Here is a 16,475-nt window from a genome sequence, read left to right on the forward strand (position 1 = left end):
AAATAATATGAATATTCAGATTGTAATTCAGACTTTAGAGAAAAATTATGTTTTTACTTCTGAAATAGACAACCTCTGCATATGGTTGTACAAATATATTCTTTTTTAGAATACGAAGTTAGTAACTGTTACGGGAGAAGGTGGAAGAATGAAACAGTGGCTAGCGGCAATGGAAACATCCGTGCTTGTTATGGGGGCACTTCGATTATTTTCAGGTAGTGCGGAGATATTTGCTGCTTTGCTTATGCTTTATGTGAATGATGCGAAGAAAGCGTTGTTTATAAATGGTATGTTGGCGTTTGTTGGACCTACCGTATTAATTTTAACAATGACAATTGGGATAGCGAGTGTAGCAAGTGAAATTTCTTTCTTGAAGCTCTTTTTTCTAGCGCTTGGAATTTGCTGTATTTTTATCGCATTACTGAAATAGTAAGTCGAGTATAGTGGGGAGAAGCCGATGAAAGAGGTATTAGAAGTTTTACCAAAAACGATGAAGTACTTAATTGAAGAATGTGAGCAATACGATGCTTTAGAGGAAATTCGTGTTCGAATTGGAAGACCGCTAGAGTGTATTGCACACGGAAAGGTGTTTTTTTATGACTATATCACTACTGCAGAGGATGCTATTTACTTATTGAATAAGTTAAGTCAATTCTCAATTTATACGATGGAAGAGGAATTAAAACGTGGGTATGTGACGCTTCGCGGGGGGCATAGAATCGGGTTAGCGGGAAAAGTCATTACAGAAAAAAGCGCAGTGAAAATGATTCGTGATGTCTCTTCCTTTAATATTCGTATTGCTCGTCAAAAAATAGGGATTGCTGAACCGCTTTTGCCATATTTGTATGAAAAAAGATGGTTAAACACGATGGTAATTGGCCCTCCGCAAACGGGAAAAACGACGCTTTTAAGAGATGTAGCACGTTGCATGAGTCAAGGGGTAAGTGCTTCGGAAATTCCTTCCTGTAAAGTGGGGATCGTTGATGAACGGTCAGAAATTGCCGGCTGTGTGAAAGGGATCCCGCAATATGATTTTGGTACCCGAGTCGATGTGTTAGACGCATGTCCAAAGGCAGAAGGAATGATGATGATGATTCGTTCTATGAGTCCTGATATTTTGATCGTAGATGAAATTGGTCGTAAAGAAGATAGTGAAGCAATTATGGAGGCAGTGCATGCAGGTGTTCAGCTTTTTATAAGCGCACACGGATTTTCCTATGAGGATGTTGTGAGACGTCCATCGCTCAAGGCAGTGCTAGAGCTTCGTATATTTGATAGGTTTGTGGAGTTGTCAAAAGCGAGGGGTCCAGGAACGGTTATGCAGGTGAAAGATAAATATGGAAAACCAGTGTTATCAAATAGAAAGGCTGAGGGCGTATGGTGAAAATATTTGGTGCAGTGTTAATCGTTGCGGTCAGCACCTTTTTCGGGTTTTCATACGCTAAAAGATACAGTGAAAGGCCGAGGCAACTTAGATTATTAAAATCAGCACTTCAATCATTAGAGGCAGAAATTATGTATGGACACACACCTTTATCTGAGGCTGCCGAGCGATTAGTTAAACAAATGCCGAAGCCATTAAATTGGATCTTTCAAAGTTTCGCTAAAAAACTAGAAAGTGGAGAACAAACAGTAAGGGAAGCTTGGATAGATAGTTTGAAAGAGAATTGGAAGTTGACGGCGTTTCAACAAACCGAGTATGAAATACTGCAGCAATTTGGTGAAACGCTCGGGCAACATGATCGTGAATCACAACAAAAACATATTCGCTTATGTATTACACATTTGGAGAGAGAAGAAGAGGAAGCAAAAGCTTTACAACTGCAATACGAGAAAATGATCAAGAGCTTAGGGGTACTAGCAGGGCTACTTATTGTAATTTTACTGCTATAGGGGGGAGAAAGGCGATGTCCATTGATGTTGGATTAATATTTCAAATCGCCGGAATCGGCATTGTTTTAGCTTTCATTCATACTGTACTAAAAGAATTGAAGCGTGAGGATATTGCAAATTGGGTTATCCTTGTCGGTTTTGTCGTCATTTTATTTCATGTCGCATTTTTAATTAATACGCTATTCGACAAGATTAAAAGTGTCTTTCTCTTCCAGTAAAGGAGGCGGTTCGAATCGAAATTATACAAATTGTCGGATTAGGCCTCGTTGCTACGTTTTTAGCTGCTGTTTTGAACCAGCATAAATCTAGCATTACATCTTTATTTATTGTGTTCGTAGGTAGCGTGATGTTTCTTATTTTAATTGATCAAATTCATGCTATTTTACAAATGATTGAGAGAGTAGCGAGTGAAGCGAAAGTTAGTAACGTCTATGTGGAAACGTTACTAAAGATTATTGGAATTGCTTATATTGCTGAGTTTGGAGCCCAAATTACAAAAGATGCTGGTCAAGGTGCCATCGCTTCGAAAATTGAACTTGCTGGGAAAATCCTCATTCTCGTTATGGCAATTCCTATTTTGACGGTTGTAATTGAAACTATTCTCGGATTTTTACCGACGGGATAAGGGGGAGTGAATGTTGAGGAGGTTTGGAGCTAAGCTGCTATTTGCTTGCTTCCTTTTCTTTTCTTTACCGGTTGTTGTACAAGCTTCTCCTGTAGAAACAAACGTCGTTGATCAACAATTGGATAAGCTCGGAATTGAAGATGTGAAGCAATTTTGGGACGGGCTTGTTACAAAATATGGAGGCTATTTGCCAGAGAGTCAAAAAGGGAGCTTTATGGAGTTTGTAAAGGGAGAAAAAGAATTCTCTCTAAAAGAGTGGATGATAGGGTTATTAAAATATTTATTTCATGAGCTTGCAGCTAATGGAAAACTGCTTGGCACACTTATTATGCTCACAATCTTTAGTGCATTGTTGCAATCACTGCAATCCGCTTTTTCAAAAAGTAGCGTAAGTAAAATTGCTGATGCTGTTGTATATATGGTACTTATTATTTTTGCTTTAAATAGTTTTTATGTCGTTATGACATATGCAAGAGAAACGATACAAACAATGGTAGATTTTATATTAGCATTATTGCCAATTTTGCTGGCGCTTATAGCAACTGGCGGGGGGGTTGTATCTGTATCGTTTTTTCATCCGGTTATCATTTTCTTAATGAATACGAGTGGGCTTCTTATGAATTATATCGTTCTACCACTTTTATTACTGGCAACGATATTAAGTATTGTAAGTACAATGAGTGATCAATATAAAGTGACGAAATTGTCCAAGCTTCTGCAAAATGTTAGCGTTGGGATTATCGGTATTTTTTTAACGATTTTTTTAGGAGTATTATCTGTACAAGGAACAGCAACAGCTGTTGCTGATGGAATAGCTGTGAAAACTGCTAAATTTGTAACAGGAAACTTCATTCCAGTAGTTGGAAGGATGTTTACAGAAGCGGCAGATACTGTTATTAGCGCATCAGGATTATTGAAAAACACAGTCGGAATTATTGGGCTCGTCATTTTATGCTTAATTGTTGCCTTTCCAGCGATTCAAATTTTCTGTATCGCATTTATTTATAAATTCGCAGCAGCAGTATTGCAACCGGTTGGCAGCGGAGCAATTATTCAATGCTTAGACATTATTGGACGAAGCATCATTTACGTATTTGCTTGCTTAGCTATCGTATCATTTATGTTCTTTTTAAGTATTACAATTATTATTGCTGCGGGGAATATTACACTTATGATGCGGTAGGAGGTGAAGAGTATGCAATTTGTTACAGAGTGGATTAGAAATATTATCGTTTTTTTGCTCTTAGCGACAATGCTTCATCTTATTCTTCCAAATTCGAATTTGCAAAAATACGTTAAATTTGTTGTAAGTCTTTTGTTAGTTGTATTAATTTTAACGCCTCTTTTTAAATTATTGCAGACAGATGTAAATGAAGTAATTGCAAATTTTAATGAAGAAAAGTACGTAGCAGAAGGATCTGTAAAAAATTCAATAGATTCGAAGAAAAAAGAAATACAAGCTCTAACACGTGCATATAGTTTAGAAGAGATGGCTACCAAAATGAAAAAAGAAGTAGGAAAAGAGTTTGAGAAAAAGTATGGTATGACTGTCTCTGAAATACAAATAGTCGCAGCAGAAAATACAGAAGAAGTAAAGTCGGCGAAAGATATTCAATCTGTTGTTGTGACGTTGAAAGAAAAAGAACGCAGTAAAAATGATGCAATCGAAACAGTAAAGCCAATTGAAATTAATACGAAAGAGCCTCCAAAAAAAGTGGAAGAAACGAATGTGGAAATGAAAGATTTCTTTTCAAGCAGGTGGCAACTAGAGGGTAAACAAATCCAAGTTCAAATGGAAGGGAGGACAGGTAGAGTAAATGGACAATAAAGATAAAAATTCGAAGTTCTCATTTTTTCGAAACTTATTGAATGGGGATCAAAAAGAAAGCAACGAGAAGGGTAAAAAGGTAACACCTAAGTTTTTACTTGTCCTACTCATACTTGGAATTTTGCTTATGTTTTCTAGTAGTCTATTTTCAAGTAAAAAAGAAGAAGTACCTGTATTTAAAGAACAAAAAACTCAAAACCAAGAAAAAGACTTACCAACTTTCGGACAAAAAAATAATGATAGTATGTCAAATGTAGAAAAATATGAAAAAGCGTATGAACAAGAATTAAAAGCTGCTTTAGAAGAAATAGCAGGAGTAAAAGACGTAACGATTAAAGTGAATTTAGATTCATCTGAAGAAAAAATTTTAGAAAAAAATACAGTGAAACGCTCACAAACAACAGGTGAAACAGATAAAACAGGCGGTAAGAGAGAAGTAGAGGACGAGTCTCTTGATGAAAAGACTGTCATTATACGTGAAGGGGATAAAGAAACTCCTGTTGTTTTACGAACAGAGAAGCCGAAAGTACGTGGTGTTCTTGTCGTAGCAAAGGGAGTGGATAATATACAAGTTAAAGCAATGGTAAAAGAAGCTGTGATAAGGCTGCTAGATGTACCAGCCCATCGCGTTTCAGTTTCACCGAAAAATTGATAGGGAGGAAATAAAGTGTTAAAAAAACAAACAGTTTGGCTATTAACGATGTTAAGTTTAGTTGTTGTACTATCTGTGTATTACGTGACAACTCCTGACAAAATGAATACAGCATCGCCGGCAACAGGTGAAAAGATTGGACAAGAAAAACAAGGTACTGATAAAGCAGTAACAAACGAAGCACCTAAAGAAACCCCGAAAAAAGAAAATACAAGCAAGGAAACAACAAATAAAGAAACAGACAAAAAAGAAAATACTAAAAAAGAAACAAGTAAAAAAGAGGGTAATGTATCAGTTCAATCAAGTGATGAGAATTTCACAGCCTTACGTATGCAAATGGAAGATCAACGTAGTGAAGCGAAAGCAAAATTACAAGAAGTGATGAATTCTTCGAAATCTTCAGCAACAGAAAAGAGTAAAGCGAAAGATAACTTTGATGCAATCACTACAATGGAAACGAAGCAAGAATTACTTGAGACAGTAATTAAATCTCAAGGAGGATATCCAGATGCTCTTGTAAGAGCTGATGGTACAGATATTAGAGTAACGGTTAAAGCGGCAAAACATTCACAGAAAGAAGCAAATAAAATTATTCAACTTGTAAGAAGTGAAGGCGGATCAAAAGATGTAGGTGTGAAATTTGATCCACCAGCGAAATAAGTGAAACTTTAATCCGTAGGGGGTTTCCCTGCGGATTATTACCTTTTACTAAGCAAAGGGTATGCAAATAGTGGAATAGAGTATGTAAGTACGTGTGAATAGAAAAAAGCTATCATTTTCGATAGCTTTTTTCTATTTTGTCTTTGTAGTTATTTTTACTATGTTCAACTCGGAATGGAGAAACACGTTGTGAGTAAAAGATTAATGGTTCATGGTACTGATGATTACTTTTTCCGGATTTGACGTGGATGCAAAGAACACATGCCCAAACGATTACGGCAGGTAAAAAGAGGATGAGCCATATCATATTTCCACACCTCAGCACAATATATTTTCTACACTTTGAACATACTATTCTTATATGAAGGAATGATGAACGGCGTGTAAACAAAAATTAATATTTGGTAAAAATATGTTATTGACTATAGATGTGGTGAAGAGTGGAGAGGGAATGGCGTGTTTGCTATGTAACGTTTTGCAAAAGTAGTGAATGTTTTTTTTTGAAGTGGTCTTGCCAATTTCGTGTGAAACTTGGTATTATTACTAGGTAATAATTTTTTATTGGAATAATATTTTTTACAGGAGTTTCGATTTATTATAAAGAAATATAAATTGGAATGTTTAAAAAATTTATCGTAAGATGGAAATAGTAAATATTTCTATTAGTTAATGAAATATATTTTCTAATAGAATACATCGTATTTTTACAGTCAATCTAGTTTTGTGACGAGAATCTGTAAAAACGGGACAAACAAGAGTATGGGAGTGGATTTTACATGTTTAAAATTCAAGAAGTTCGTGAATTAATTAAATTAATTGATAGCTCTAATATTGATGAATTTGAATACAAAAAAGACGGTACAACAATCAAAATGAAAAAGCGTGGTAATGAAGTTGTTGCTGTGCAAGCACCTGCAGCAAAACAAGCTATGCAACCAGTAGCGCCTGTTGAAGTTGAAACGACAGTAGCAGCAGCGCAAGCAGAAGCACCGAAGCAAGAAGAGAAGAAAACTGTTCAAGATGAAAACCTACATAAGATTACCTCACCAATGGTAGGTACATTCTATTCTTCATCTTCACCTGATACACCTCCATATGTAAGTATTGGGGATAGAGTATCGAAAGATTCTATCGTATGTATTGTCGAGGCTATGAAGTTATTTAACGAAATTGATGCTGATGTAGAGGGCGAAATTGTTGAAATTCTTGTTAATAACGGACAGCTTGTTGAGTATGGACAACCGCTATTTCTTGTAAAAGCGTAATAAGGGAGTCTTTGTGATGATAAAAAAAGTATTAATAGCCAATCGTGGGGAAATTGCTGTACGAATTATTCGTGCTTGTAAAGAAATGGACATTGAAACAGTTGCAATTTATTCAGAAGCAGATAAAGAGTCACTTCACGTACAGATTGCAGATGAGGCGTATTGTGTAGGACCAACGATTTCGAAAGAAAGCTATTTAAATTTGACGAATATTATTAGCGTTGCGAAGTTAACAGGCTGCGATGCTATTCATCCGGGATACGGATTTTTAGCAGAGAATGCAGATTTCGCAGAGTTATGCCGTGAATGTAACTTGATTTTTATCGGTCCAAGTCCAGAAGCTATTTCAAAGATGGGCACAAAAGACGTTGCTCGTGATACAATGAAAGAAGCAGGGGTTCCGATTGTACCAGGTTCACAAGGGATTATTAAAAATACCGAAGAAGCGATCGAGCTTGCTAATCAAATTGGATATCCAGTCATTATTAAAGCGACTGCAGGTGGCGGCGGAAAAGGTATTCGTGTTGCACGCCATGAAGAAGAGCTTATAAAAGGAATTCAAATTACACAGCAAGAAGCTAGTACCGCTTTTGGGAACCCTGGTGTATACTTAGAAAAGTACGTTGAAGATTTCCGCCATGTTGAGATTCAAATAATGGCAGATACACACGGAAATGCCATTCATTTAGGAGAGCGTGATTGTACAATTCAGCGCCGTTTGCAAAAACTATTAGAAGAAAGTCCATCACCTGCACTTGATGAAGATATTCGCAAGCAGATGGGTGAAGCGGCAGTTAAAGCGGCGGTAGCGGTTGATTATACAGGTGCTGGTACGGTTGAGTTTATTTATGAATATAAAACGAAAACCTTTTATTTCATGGAGATGAATACGAGAATTCAGGTTGAGCATCCAGTTACTGAAATGGTAACGGGAATGGACTTAATTAAAGAACAAATTCTTGTTGCTTCAGGAGAAAAGTTATCGTTACAGCAAGAAGAAGTACAATTTAATGGTTGGGCAATTGAATGTCGAATTAATGCGGAAAACCCTGCCAAAAAATTCATGCCATCTCCAGGTAAAGTAGAAATGTACTTACCACCAGGAGGATTTGGTATTCGCGTCGATTCAGCTGTATATCCGGGATATTCAATCCCACCTTTCTATGATTCGATGGTTGCTAAATTAATTGTTCACGGAAAAACACGTGAAGAGGCAATTGCAAAAATGAAGCGCGCACTTAGTGAATTTGTCATTGAAGGCGTACATACAACAATCCCGTTCCATTTGCAATTGCTAGATCATCCTGATTTTGTAAAAGGTGAGTTTAATACGAAATTTTTGGAAGAGCATGAACTTGTGACGCAGTGATACATTAAAGGAGGTTTTTTTCATGGCTGAACATATGTTAGATATGGGTCAAGATACAACTCTTGGTAAAGTAGAAATTGCACCAGAAGTAATTGAAGTAATTGCAGGTATTGCAGCTGCTGAAGTAGAAGGTGTAGCGGCAATGCGCGGTAATTTTGCTACAGATGTTGTTGAGAAGTTAGGTAAGAAAAATCATGGTAAAGGTGTAAAGGTTGAATTAGCAAACGAAGATATTATCGTTGACCTTTATGTTGTAATGTATTTTGGTGTAGCAATTCCAGTTGTTGCTCAAAAGATTCAAGACAATATTCGCCAAGCGCTCTTTACAATGACAGGACTTGAGCCAAAAGAAGTGAATGTTCACATCGTTGGCGTAACATTCGAAACACAAAAAACAGAAATCGAACCAGTGTAAGAATGAAAAGGTGCCTAGTAACATAGGCATCTTTTTTATCGTTTCATTTCTTCACAAATTACAATCCTCTAATTATTATACTATTTCAAAAAATAAGAAATAAAAAAGAAAATGTGTCGTTTTTCCAAAAAACGTACATTGTGATAAGATATGGAACTTGAAGTTAATCTTTTTATTATTTTTCAGCCTTGTAACCCGTGTGTGAAACGATAAATTGTGTTATTATCATTGTATTATAAGGTTGGAAAATCAATGAAAACTGTAAGAGTAAGTGAATTGACGGCTTATAAATTATAATAATATAACAAAGTATAAGGAAAGACTTGAAGCATAAAGGAGAGTTACAATGAAACGTAGGACGGCTAGAGAAAGAGCAATGCAAGCATTATACCAAATGGATATTACAGGTGAATTAGAACCGAAAGTAGCAGTGGAAAACACGCTAGATGAAGGCGAAGAAACAAATGAGTTTCTAGAGTCACTTGTAGTGGGTTTTGTAGAAAATAAAGAAGCAATCGATGAAGCGATTCGTCAAAACTTAAAAAAGTGGAAGCTTGAGCGTATTAGTATTGTTGATCGCAGTATTTTACGTGTAGCTGTGTATGAAATGAAATACATGGAAGAAATTCCACACAACGTAACAATTAACGAAGCAATTGAAATTGCTAAAACATTTGGGGATGAGGAATCTCGTCGTTTTATTAACGGCGTTTTATCTAATATAAAAGATACACTGTAAATTCTTTAAGGGGGAATCTTAAAATGGTAGCAGTAATCATCAAAGGAAATGAAGTTGCGGAGAAAAAACGAGCACAATTAACAGAAGAAGTTGTGAAGTTGAAAGAGCAAGGGATTGTACCAGGATTAGCAGTTATTTTAGTTGGAGAAGATCCAGCATCTCGTTCTTATGTAAAAGGAAAAGAAAAAGGCTGTGAACAAGTAGGGATTTACTCAGAGCTAATTGAACTTCCTGAAACAATTACTGAGGAACGCTTGCTTGCTGAAATCGATCGCTTAAATGGCGATGACCGTATTAATGGCATATTAGTGCAATTACCTTTACCGAAACATATTGAAGAAAAAGCTATCATTGAAAGAATTTCACCAGAAAAGGATGTAGATGGATTTCACCCAATTAGCGTGGGACGTATGATGACGGGACAAGATACATTCCTTCCATGTACACCGCACGGTATTGTAGAATTAGTAAAAGAAACGAATCTTGATATTTCTGGAAAACATGTAGTAGTAATTGGAAGAAGTAATATTGTCGGTAAACCAGTGGGACAATTGTTCTTAAATGAAAATGCAACTGTCACATATTGTCATTCTAAGACGCAAAATATGAAAGAGTTATCGAAGTTAGCGGATATTTTAATCGTAGCTGTTGGACGACCTAAAATGATAACAGCGGATTATATTAAAGAAGGAGCGGTTGTAATTGACGTTGGTGTAAACCGTTTAGAAACAGGGAAACTTTGTGGTGATGTTGATTTTGACAACGTGTTAAATGTTGCGGGTTACATTACACCTGTGCCAAAGGGTGTTGGTCCAATGACAATCACAATGCTTCTTCATAATACTGTTGAATCTGCCAAACGTGCAGGTGTCGTTTGTAAATAATTTGAGTCGGCTATGAGGAGAGAGAAATGGAGAAGCAATATTTAACCGTTACAGCGTTAACACGCTATATAAAAACAAAAATAGAATATGATCCGCATTTGCAGTCTGTTTGGTTAAAAGGTGAAATTTCCAACTTTAAAAATCATAGCCGTGGCCACATGTATTTTACATTGAAAGATGAAAATGCAAGAATCGCAGCGGTTATGTTTGCGGGTCATAATCGTAATATTAAATTCAAACCTGAAAATGGGATGAAGGTACTCGTGAAAGGGAAAATCTCTGTTTACGAGGCGAGTGGTTCTTATCAAATTTATATTCAAGACATGCAGCCTGACGGAGTCGGAAATTTACATTTAGCGTACGAACAGTTAAAAGTTCGTTTAGAAGAAGAAGGACTTTTTTCTCAAGTTTATAAAAAAGCAATTCCTCCTTACGCTAAAACAATAGGTGTGATTACGTCGCCAACAGGAGCAGCGATTCGTGATATTATAACAACGATTAAACGTCGTTATCCAATTGGGAATGTTATTGTATTTCCGGTACTTGTACAAGGGGAGTCAGCGGCTCCCTCGATTGTACAAGCGATTCGTACAGCGAATGAAATGGGAGAGATAGATGTACTAATCGTTGGCCGTGGTGGAGGTTCTATTGAGGAATTATGGGCTTTCAATGAGGAAATGGTTGCAAGAGCAATCTTTAAGAGTGAAATTCCTATTATTTCGGCAGTAGGCCATGAAACGGATTTTACAATCGCAGATTTTGTTGCAGATTTACGCGCGCCAACACCGACTGCAGCAGCTGAGCTGGCAGCACCTAACATTATAGAGTTACAAGAAAAGGTATTGCAAAGAACTCTGAGATTGCAAAGAGCGATGAGAGAGTTAGTACATAAAAAAGAAGAAAAACTACAAGTGTTGCAAAAATCGTATGCGTTCCGTTATCCAAGACAAGTATATGAGCAAAAGGAAGAGCAATTAGATAGAGCGCTAGAACAGCTTGTTTTAGCGAAAGAGCGCTATATTGATAAAAAGGTGAATCAGTTAAAGCAACTTTCATTTTATTTAGAGAAGCACCACCCATCTCAAAAAATTATGCAAACAAAGGTAGCTGTTGAAACGTTGCAAAAGCAATTACAACGTGAAATGCAAACGTTACTTCAAACGAAAGAATTTGCCTTTGTAAGAGCTGCTCAAAAACTTGAAGCGTTAAGTCCGCTTAAAGTAATGATGAGAGGGTACGGGCTTGTATATGATGAAGAGAAGCAAGTGTTAAAAAGTGTGAAAGATGTAAGCCTTGGAGATGCTGTTTCAGTTCAATTACAAGATGGAATACTAGATTGTAGCGTATCAGGCATAGAGGAGCGTGAATTGAATAATGGAAAATAAATTAAGCTTTGAAGAGGCAATTTCGCAACTTGAGCATCTTGTTTCTAAGCTAGAACAAGGTGACGTACCGTTAGAAGAAGCGATTTCTTATTTTAAAGAGGGCATGGAATTATCTAAGCTTTGTGATGAGAAGTTGAAGAATGTACAAGAACAAATGGCAGTTATTCTTGGGGAAGATGGAGAGCTTGAACCGTTTACTGCTGTAGGAGATGAAGCATAGTGACGATTGCTTTTGATACTTTTTTGAAAGAAAGTAAAACTTTCGTAGAAGAGAAACTTGTAAGCTATGCAAATGAATTACAATGTCCAAATGTACTTCGTGAAGCGATGGCATATTCTTTGGAAGCGGGTGGAAAACGTCTCCGCCCGTTACTTTTGTTTGCAACATTACAAGCGTTTGGGAAAGAAAGAAATCTTGGAGTAGGTGCAGCTTGTGCTCTTGAAATGATTCATACATATTCTTTAGTTCATGATGATTTACCTTGTATGGATGATGATGATTTAAGAAGAGGAAAACCCACAAATCACAAAGTATTTGGTGAAGCGATGGCAGTTTTAGCAGGAGATGGCTTATTGACGTATGCTTTTCAAGTAATTATGGCATATGAGCAAAAAGAAATTTCTGCCGAAAAAAAAGTAAGACTTGTACTTGAACTTGCAAAAGCAGCAGGACCAGAAGGAATGGTTGGCGGACAAGTGGCAGATATGGAAGCTGAAGGGAAACGCCTTACGATTGATGAATTGGAGTACATCCATAAACATAAGACGGGAAAACTGCTTGAATTTGCTGTGCTTGCGGGTGCGATACTTTCTGATGCGACAGAAGAGCAAGAAGAAAAGTTGCTTACGTTTGCCAAATATATCGGTCTAGCTTTCCAAATTCGAGATGATATTTTAGATGTCGAAGGAACCGAAGAAGAGATTGGGAAACCGATTGGTAGTGATCTTTCTAACGAAAAGAGTACATATACGACGTTGTTTACTGTAGATAGAGCAAAGGATATTTTAGAAGAAACAATTGCAGAAGCAAAAGGTGCGATTAGCTCCTTGCAATTACAAGATGAATATTTACTATCTATTTGCGATTTAATTGCAAAACGTAATAACTAATATAACAGCGTTTTCATTTGTTGAGTCATTTATCATTTTATGATATAACTGTAGGAAAAGGTTTTTCTTTTCTTGTTATTGGCAAAAATATATGTAGATTACATTGCCGTTATCACTTCGTGTTAGCGGCTATTTTTTTCATCGCCTAAAGAAATATGGTTTATAATAGGATTAGGGCGCAATAGACTGGTTAATAGCGGGACAAGACGAAAAATAGAAAAGAGAATTTCTTGTTTTGTGTAAATGTTTTTTATAATATTTGACATGTTGACAGATTATGAAATGAAAGTGAGTGATCCATGTGGATCTAACGCAAATTCAAAACCCTAGTTTTTTGAAAGATATGTCTATCAGTGAACTAGAGGGATTGAGTGAGGATATTCGTAAGTTTTTAATTGAAGAGCTCTCTCAAACAGGTGGACATATTGCGCCTAATTTAGGTGTAGTAGAACTCACAATTGCTCTGCATAAATTATTTGATAGCCCGCAAGATAAATTTTTATGGGATGTAGGACATCAATCCTATGTACATAAAATTTTAACTGGACGCGCGAAAGAGTTTGGTACATTAAGGCAATATCAAGGCCTATGTGGTTTTCCGAAACGTTGTGAGAGTGAGCACGACGTATGGGAAACTGGTCATAGCTCGACATCGTTATCGGCTGCAATGGGAATGGCTCTGGCACGTGATTTAAAGAAAACGAAAGAATATGTTATACCAATTATTGGAGATGGTGCTTTAACAGGCGGAATGGCTTTAGAGGCATTGAACCATATTGGACATGAAAAGACAGATATGATTGTTATTTTGAATGATAATGAAATGTCAATTGCACCAAACGTTGGTGCGCTCCATAATGTACTTGGTCGTTTACGTACCGCAGGAAAATATCACTGGGTAAAAGATGAATTAGAGTATATATTAAAGAAAATCCCAGCAGTTGGCGGGAAAGTGGCTGCGACAGCAGAGAAAATAAAAGATAGTCTTAAATATTTACTAGTATCTGGTGTCTTTTTCGAAGAGTTAGGCTTTACATATTTAGGTCCAGTCGATGGGCATGATTATGAAAAGCTATTCGAAACGTTGCAATATGCAAAGAAAACAAAAGGCCCAGTGCTTGTTCACGTTATTACGAAAAAAGGAAAAGGTTATAAACCGGCCGAGAGTGACGTTATTGGAACTTGGCATGGAACAGGACCTTATAAAATTGAATCAGGTGACTTTGTTAAGCCGAAAGAAGTTGCACCAGCATGGAGTGCTGTTGTTAGTGAAACAGTACTTAAGCTAGCGAGAGCGGATGAGCGTATCGTAGCAATTACACCTGCAATGCCTGTTGGATCAAAACTTGAGAAATTCCAAAAAGAATTCCCAAATCGTATGATTGATGTAGGTATTGCAGAACAGCATGCTACAACGATGGCAGCAGGTATGGCAACGCAAGGAATGAAGCCATTCTTAGCAATTTATTCGACATTTCTACAAAGAGCATATGACCAAGTTGTTCATGATATATGCCGCCAAAATTTAAATGTTTTCATTGGAATAGATCGCTCAGGATTAGTAGGAGCAGATGGTGAAACGCATCAAGGCGTATTTGATATCTCATTCTTACGTCACTTGCCAAATATGGTGCTTATGATGCCGAAAGATGAAAATGAAGGGCAACATTTAGTTTATACGGCGATGCAATATGAAGATGGACCAATCGCATTGCGTTATGCGCGCGGTAATGGACTTGGCGTTCATATGGATGAAGAATTAAAGGCGATTCCGATCGGTACGTGGGAGACGTTAAAAGAGGGTACACAAGCAGCTATTTTAACGTTTGGTACGACAATACCAATGGCGATGGAAGCCGCTGAGCGTCTTGAAAAAGCTGGAGTTTCAGTGAAAGTAGTGAATGCTCGCTTTATTAAACCAATGGATGAAGCATATTTACATGATCTTCTAGGAAAGAATATACCGATTTTAACGATTGAAGAAGCTTGTTTAATTGGTGGTTTTGGAACAGGAGTAGTTGAATTTGCATCTGAAAATGGTTACCATAGTGCATTAGTTGAACGAATGGGTATTCCAGACCGCTTCATAGAGCACGGAAGTGTAACAAAATTATTAGAAGAAATTGGTTTAACGACAGATGCTGTCGTAGACCGTATTCATACAATGATTCCATCAAAACAAAAAAGGGCGTAACAAATGAGCGTAAAAAAAGAAAGAGTAGATGTACTATTAGTAGAGCGAGGACTTATAGAAACGCGTGAGAAAGCAAAGCGCGCCATTATGGCGGGACTCGTATATGCAAATGAAATGAGACTTGATAAGCCAGGAGAGAAAATCTCGCAAGATACTGAGATTACGGTGAAGGGACAAGTTATGCCGTATGTAAGTCGTGGTGGTTATAAACTTGAAAAGGCATTAGAGACATTTCATCTTGATTTACAAGATAAAGTTATGATAGATATTGGTTCATCAACTGGTGGCTTTACAGATTGTGCGCTTCAAAATGGAGCGAAATTATCTTATGCATTAGATGTAGGATACAATCAACTAGCGTGGAAATTACGTCAAGATGAGCGTGTTGTTGTAATGGAACGAACAAATTTCCGTTACGTGACACCAGCAGACTTAGAACGTGGTTTACCTCAATTTGCAAGTATTGATGTTTCATTTATATCATTAAAGCTTATACTGCCAGTTTTAAAAACAATGCTTATGCCTAACGGAGATGTAGCGGCGTTAATTAAACCACAGTTTGAAGCTGGAAGAGAGCAAGTTGGGAAAAAAGGTATCGTTCGTGATAGAAAAGTACATGAAGCTGTTGTAGAAATGATTGTCGAGTTTGCTTTAAAAGAAGGCTATGATGTGGAAGGTTTAACATTTTCACCAATTACGGGTGGAGACGGTAATATTGAATTTTTAATTCATCTGAAATGGCATGGTGAACGTGAGAATGGCGAAAATCATTCTCCGATTTCTATAGAGCAAGTTGTTACAGAAGCGCATGACGTTCTAAAACAAAAAGGGAAAGGGGAATAACATATGTTGTTCCTCTTTTTGCTGTAATTGTATAATGATTGTAAAAACAATTGTGTACAAGAAACGAATTATAAGTTAACATAAATAAGTGAAGTATACCAATGTTTAAACTATGGTAAGAGATAGTGTGAGGTGCAAATGTATGAATAAAGGTCAGCGCCATATTAAAATCAGGGAAATTATTGCAAACAAAGAAATTGAAACACAAGATGAATTAGTTGATATTTTACGTAATGAGGGATTTAATGTAACGCAAGCAACAGTATCGCGCGATATTAAAGAACTGCACTTAGTGAAGGTGCCATTACATGATGGGCGCTATAAATATAGCTTGCCAGCAGATCAACGATTTAACCCGTTACAAAAATTAAAACGAAATCTAGTGGATTCATTTGTAAAATTAGACACGGCAGGACATATGCTTGTGCTAAAAACATTGCCTGGTAACGCTCATTCACTTGGAGCACTTATTGATCATTTAGAGTGGGATGAGATCATCGGAACCATCTGTGGTGATGATACTTGCTTAATTATTTGCCGTACACCTGACGATACAGGTGTTGTCTCTGATCGTTTCTTAAATATGTTGTAACAAAAAATCTTGTTTGCTTTC

Annotated in this window: 21 protein-coding genes; 20 read left to right on the top strand and 1 reads right to left on the bottom strand. The window is 36.9% G+C overall.

The annotated features are described in order from the left end of the window. Positions 1-148 precede the first annotated feature (148 nt). From ACLBXA_RS03455 to ACLBXA_RS03495, 9 genes are read left to right on the top strand one after another with little or no spacing between them, the layout of a single operon-like run. Entirely contained in the window at positions 149-430 is a 282-nt protein-coding gene (locus tag ACLBXA_RS03455; protein WP_000816050.1) for a YqhV family protein, read from the top strand. A gap of 27 nt (positions 431-457) precedes the next feature. Then, positions 458-1,384 carry a stage III sporulation protein AA gene (spoIIIAA, locus tag ACLBXA_RS03460; RefSeq protein WP_000665903.1) on the top strand — a complete coding sequence of 309 codons (927 nt, stop codon included), beginning with the start codon at positions 458-460 and terminating at the stop codon, positions 1,382-1,384. Then, positions 1,378-1,893: a stage III sporulation protein SpoIIIAB gene (gene spoIIIAB, locus ACLBXA_RS03465; RefSeq protein ID WP_000238702.1), complete on the top strand. Its 516-nt coding sequence runs from the start codon at positions 1,378-1,380 to the stop codon at positions 1,891-1,893. Before spoIIIAA ends, spoIIIAB begins: the two co-directional genes overlap by 7 nt. A gap of 14 nt (positions 1,894-1,907) precedes the next feature. Then, on the top strand, positions 1,908-2,111 hold the full coding sequence (gene spoIIIAC / locus ACLBXA_RS03470) for a stage III sporulation protein AC (protein WP_000020914.1): 204 nt from the start codon (positions 1,908-1,910) through the stop codon (positions 2,109-2,111). Positions 2,112-2,134: 23 nt separating this feature from the next. Next, positions 2,135-2,518 (top strand): stage III sporulation protein AD, encoded by a 384-nt coding sequence (gene spoIIIAD, locus ACLBXA_RS03475; RefSeq protein ID WP_079245909.1) that lies wholly within the window; start codon positions 2,135-2,137, stop codon positions 2,516-2,518. 10 nt (positions 2,519-2,528) lie between these two features. Continuing rightward, entirely contained in the window at positions 2,529-3,701 is a 1,173-nt protein-coding gene (gene spoIIIAE, locus ACLBXA_RS03480; RefSeq protein ID WP_000946111.1) for a stage III sporulation protein AE, read from the top strand. Positions 3,702-3,713: 12 nt separating this feature from the next. After that, complete coding sequence (gene spoIIIAF, locus ACLBXA_RS03485; protein WP_001161037.1) at positions 3,714-4,346, top strand: stage III sporulation protein AF; 633 nt, start codon at positions 3,714-3,716, stop codon at positions 4,344-4,346. Beyond that, positions 4,336-4,998: a stage III sporulation protein AG gene (spoIIIAG, locus tag ACLBXA_RS03490; protein WP_000368886.1), complete on the top strand. Its 663-nt coding sequence runs from the start codon at positions 4,336-4,338 to the stop codon at positions 4,996-4,998. Before spoIIIAF ends, spoIIIAG begins: the two co-directional genes overlap by 11 nt. 15 nt (positions 4,999-5,013) lie before the next feature. Then, on the top strand, positions 5,014-5,658 hold the full coding sequence (locus ACLBXA_RS03495) for a SpoIIIAH-like family protein (RefSeq protein ID WP_000914711.1): 645 nt from the start codon (positions 5,014-5,016) through the stop codon (positions 5,656-5,658). 112 nt (positions 5,659-5,770) lie between these two features. Here ACLBXA_RS03495 and ACLBXA_RS03500 read toward each other — a convergent pair whose 3' ends face one another. Further along, entirely contained in the window at positions 5,771-5,965 is a 195-nt protein-coding gene (locus ACLBXA_RS03500; protein ID WP_003309905.1) for a hypothetical protein, read from the bottom strand. A gap of 469 nt (positions 5,966-6,434) precedes the next feature. Between ACLBXA_RS03500 and accB the strand changes: the two genes are divergently transcribed. The 11 genes from accB to argR all read left to right on the top strand — a co-directional run bounded on the left by accB (position 6,435) and on the right by argR (position 16,454). Then, positions 6,435-6,923, top strand: a complete 489-nt coding sequence (accB, locus tag ACLBXA_RS03505; protein ID WP_000472862.1) for an acetyl-CoA carboxylase biotin carboxyl carrier protein — start codon at positions 6,435-6,437, stop codon at positions 6,921-6,923. 16 nt (positions 6,924-6,939) lie between these two features. Then, positions 6,940-8,292: an acetyl-CoA carboxylase biotin carboxylase subunit gene (accC, locus tag ACLBXA_RS03510; protein ID WP_000592870.1), complete on the top strand. Its 1,353-nt coding sequence runs from the start codon at positions 6,940-6,942 to the stop codon at positions 8,290-8,292. Positions 8,293-8,314: 22 nt separating this feature from the next. After that, positions 8,315-8,707 carry an Asp23/Gls24 family envelope stress response protein gene (locus ACLBXA_RS03515; RefSeq protein WP_000807630.1) on the top strand — a complete coding sequence of 131 codons (393 nt, stop codon included), beginning with the start codon at positions 8,315-8,317 and terminating at the stop codon, positions 8,705-8,707. A gap of 346 nt (positions 8,708-9,053) precedes the next feature. Further along, the gene (gene nusB / locus ACLBXA_RS03520) at positions 9,054-9,446 is read left to right on the top strand and encodes a N utilization substance protein NusB (RefSeq protein WP_000830247.1); all 393 of its coding nucleotides are present in this window, start codon (positions 9,054-9,056) and stop codon (positions 9,444-9,446) included. A 23-nt stretch (positions 9,447-9,469) separates the two neighbouring features. Beyond that, the gene (folD, locus tag ACLBXA_RS03525; protein WP_000226733.1) at positions 9,470-10,330 is read left to right on the top strand and encodes a bifunctional methylenetetrahydrofolate dehydrogenase/methenyltetrahydrofolate cyclohydrolase FolD; all 861 of its coding nucleotides are present in this window, start codon (positions 9,470-9,472) and stop codon (positions 10,328-10,330) included. Between the two features lie 26 nt (positions 10,331-10,356). After that, positions 10,357-11,715 (top strand): exodeoxyribonuclease VII large subunit, encoded by a 1,359-nt coding sequence (gene xseA / locus ACLBXA_RS03530; protein ID WP_000415249.1) that lies wholly within the window; start codon positions 10,357-10,359, stop codon positions 11,713-11,715. Then, positions 11,705-11,935 carry an exodeoxyribonuclease VII small subunit gene (gene xseB / locus ACLBXA_RS03535; RefSeq protein WP_000428424.1) on the top strand — a complete coding sequence of 77 codons (231 nt, stop codon included), beginning with the start codon at positions 11,705-11,707 and terminating at the stop codon, positions 11,933-11,935. Before xseA ends, xseB begins: the two co-directional genes overlap by 11 nt. Next, positions 11,935-12,825, top strand: a complete 891-nt coding sequence (gene ispA / locus ACLBXA_RS03540; RefSeq protein WP_000150374.1) for a (2E,6E)-farnesyl diphosphate synthase — start codon at positions 11,935-11,937, stop codon at positions 12,823-12,825. Before xseB ends, ispA begins: the two co-directional genes overlap by 1 nt. A gap of 301 nt (positions 12,826-13,126) precedes the next feature. Then, entirely contained in the window at positions 13,127-15,019 is a 1,893-nt protein-coding gene (dxs, locus tag ACLBXA_RS03545) for a 1-deoxy-D-xylulose-5-phosphate synthase (protein WP_000366457.1), read from the top strand. 3 nt (positions 15,020-15,022) lie between these two features. After that, positions 15,023-15,862 carry a TlyA family RNA methyltransferase gene (locus tag ACLBXA_RS03550; protein ID WP_000111874.1) on the top strand — a complete coding sequence of 280 codons (840 nt, stop codon included), beginning with the start codon at positions 15,023-15,025 and terminating at the stop codon, positions 15,860-15,862. A 142-nt stretch (positions 15,863-16,004) separates the two neighbouring features. Then, complete coding sequence (gene argR, locus ACLBXA_RS03555; protein WP_001032580.1) at positions 16,005-16,454, top strand: arginine repressor ArgR; 450 nt, start codon at positions 16,005-16,007, stop codon at positions 16,452-16,454. The last annotated feature ends 21 nt before the right edge of the window (positions 16,455-16,475 follow it).

The organism is Bacillus sp. D48C (assembly GCF_053345735.1).

Coding starts and splice junctions, on each gene's coding strand:
- ACLBXA_RS03455 (WP_000816050.1), top strand. CDS start 149: ATGAAACAGTGGCTAGCGGCAATGGAAACATCCGTGCTTGTTATGGGG.
- spoIIIAA (WP_000665903.1), top strand. CDS start 458: ATGAAAGAGGTATTAGAAGTTTTACCAAAAACGATGAAGTACTTAATT.
- spoIIIAB (WP_000238702.1), top strand. CDS start 1,378: ATGGTGAAAATATTTGGTGCAGTGTTAATCGTTGCGGTCAGCACCTTT.
- spoIIIAC (WP_000020914.1), top strand. CDS start 1,908: ATGTCCATTGATGTTGGATTAATATTTCAAATCGCCGGAATCGGCATT.
- spoIIIAE (WP_000946111.1), top strand. CDS start 2,529: ATGTTGAGGAGGTTTGGAGCTAAGCTGCTATTTGCTTGCTTCCTTTTC.
- spoIIIAF (WP_001161037.1), top strand. CDS start 3,714: ATGCAATTTGTTACAGAGTGGATTAGAAATATTATCGTTTTTTTGCTC.
- spoIIIAG (WP_000368886.1), top strand. CDS start 4,336: ATGGACAATAAAGATAAAAATTCGAAGTTCTCATTTTTTCGAAACTTA.
- ACLBXA_RS03500 (WP_003309905.1), bottom strand. CDS start 5,965: ATGATATGGCTCATCCTCTTTTTACCTGCCGTAATCGTTTGGGCATGT.
- accB (WP_000472862.1), top strand. CDS start 6,435: ATGTTTAAAATTCAAGAAGTTCGTGAATTAATTAAATTAATTGATAGC.
- accC (WP_000592870.1), top strand. CDS start 6,940: ATGATAAAAAAAGTATTAATAGCCAATCGTGGGGAAATTGCTGTACGA.
- ACLBXA_RS03515 (WP_000807630.1), top strand. CDS start 8,315: ATGGCTGAACATATGTTAGATATGGGTCAAGATACAACTCTTGGTAAA.
- nusB (WP_000830247.1), top strand. CDS start 9,054: ATGAAACGTAGGACGGCTAGAGAAAGAGCAATGCAAGCATTATACCAA.
- folD (WP_000226733.1), top strand. CDS start 9,470: ATGGTAGCAGTAATCATCAAAGGAAATGAAGTTGCGGAGAAAAAACGA.
- xseA (WP_000415249.1), top strand. CDS start 10,357: ATGGAGAAGCAATATTTAACCGTTACAGCGTTAACACGCTATATAAAA.
- xseB (WP_000428424.1), top strand. CDS start 11,705: ATGGAAAATAAATTAAGCTTTGAAGAGGCAATTTCGCAACTTGAGCAT.
- ACLBXA_RS03550 (WP_000111874.1), top strand. CDS start 15,023: ATGAGCGTAAAAAAAGAAAGAGTAGATGTACTATTAGTAGAGCGAGGA.
- argR (WP_001032580.1), top strand. CDS start 16,005: ATGAATAAAGGTCAGCGCCATATTAAAATCAGGGAAATTATTGCAAAC.